This window comes from Pseudogemmobacter sonorensis (assembly GCF_042762395.1).
Classification (GTDB): Bacteria; Pseudomonadota; Alphaproteobacteria; order Rhodobacterales; family Rhodobacteraceae; genus Pseudogemmobacter; species Pseudogemmobacter sonorensis.
This window is the reverse complement of record NZ_JBEFZE010000077.1, coordinates 1-1,715: the sequence shown is the minus strand read 5'-3', so window position 1 is coordinate 1,715 and position 1,715 is coordinate 1. Positions and strand designations below refer to the sequence as shown.

Genomic DNA, 1,715 nt, shown 5'->3' with positions numbered 1-1,715 from the left:
GTAAGCGGTGTGCCGATCACACGTTTGCGGCTTATTTCCAGGGGAGCAGTTCTTGGATCTGGCTTTGTTTGTGGCCGTTGAGATGGGGCTGAGCGTGGTTGTCAGCCAGGCGTGCGGATCGATAGCGTTCATCTTGCAGGTCTCGATCAGCGCGGCGATGACGGCCCAGTTTTCGGCACCGGCGTCATGGCCTGCGAAGAGGGTATTCTTGCGGTTGGGTGCGATGGTGCGGATATTGCGTTCGACAGTGTTGTTGTCGATCTCGACGCGTCCATCGGTCAGGAAGCGGCCAAGACCGAGACGGTATTTGGCGATGTAAGCGAGCGCTTCGCCCAAGGGTGACTTTGCCGATGCGCGGGCGCGGTGGTGGGTCGGCCAATCGTCGATGCGGACGAGGATCGGGGCGGAGCGTTCTTGCCGGGCGGAGCGGTCTTGTCGGGCAGCCAATCGCGTTGCGGGATCGCTGCCGCGAATCTCGGCCTCGATGGCATAGAGATCGCGGATGAGGGCCACGCCCTCCTCGGCAATCGGCGCGGAACCGGTGCCGGTGATCTCGATCAGCTTGCGGCAGGCGTGGGCCCAGCAATATGCCAACTGGATGCCCGGACCGGGCTGGCGCGATCAGCCGGTTGTATCCGGCATAGCCATCGACCTGAAGGATGCCGCCAAATCCCTGCAATATCCGTTCGGCATGTTGCCCGCCCCGACCGGGCGCATAGGCCACGCCTGGTGGCGCCGCGCCACCCCAAGGGCGGTCATCGCGGGCGAGCGCCCAGAAGTATCCTGTCCTGGTCTTTCTGGCCCCCGGATCGAGAACCGGGGCACGTGTCTCGTCCATGAACAGCTTGGTGGATCGCTTCAGATCCACCATCAGCGCATCGTGGACGGGGCGGAGTTCAAAGGCGGCACGACCGACCCAATCGGCAAGGGTGGAGCGGTCGAGCTCGACGCCCTGGCGGCTGTAGATCTGGGCCTGACGGTATAGCGGCAGGTGATCGGCATACTTGCATACCAGCACATGCGCGACCGAGGCTTCGGTCGGCATGCCGCCGGGGATCAGCCGTGCCGGGGCCGGAGCCTGCGTCACGCCGTCAGTGCAGGATCGGCAGGCGTATTTGGGGCGACGGGTAACGATCACGCGGAACTGGGCCGGGACGATGTCGAGCCGCTCCGACACATCTTCCCCGATGCAGTGCAAACAGCCGCCACAGGCGCAGGTCAGGCTGGAAGGCTCGATCACCTCCTCGATGCGCGGCAGGTGCGCGGGCAATGATCCGCGATTGGCGGCACGCGGCTTGACCGGGCGTTTGGCAGCGCGGTTCCCGAATGCAATCTCCGGGCCGGTCGCGGCAGGACCGACAGGACGCGGAGCATCATCTGCAGGCCCGAGCATCGGGGCCGCAAACTCGACCAGATCCTCCGGCGCGGGCAAAACCAGCCGCCCTTTGCGCGCCAGCGTCCGCCACGATGAGATACGATTTGTCGGCAGGCCATGCCGCCGAGCAACATTGTTGACCGTGGCACCCGGCACCAGCGCCTCCGCCACAATCCGCGCCTTCACCTCGTCTGGCCAACTCCGGTTCTGCCGACCGGACCCGCCGACCGTGAGAACCTCCAATGTAGTCTCCATGGAGAGGCTCCATAACCCAACAACAATGGAATCCATTGATCCCATTAGGAACTGCGCTGGAAGATGGGAGCGGCACACCGATTAC

At 64.4% G+C, this 1,715-nt stretch carries 2 pseudogenes; both read right to left on the bottom strand.

Annotated features, from left to right (window positions below):
- Positions 1-31: 31 nt before the first annotated feature.
- Positions 32-1,300 (bottom strand): annotated as a pseudogene (tnpC, locus tag ABNX41_RS21740) (IS66 family transposase); the annotation flags it as partial.
- Positions 1,301-1,417: 117 nt separating this feature from the next.
- Positions 1,418-1,630, bottom strand: a pseudogene (locus ABNX41_RS21735) (transposase); the annotation flags it as partial.
- Positions 1,631-1,715: the final 85 nt, after the last annotated feature.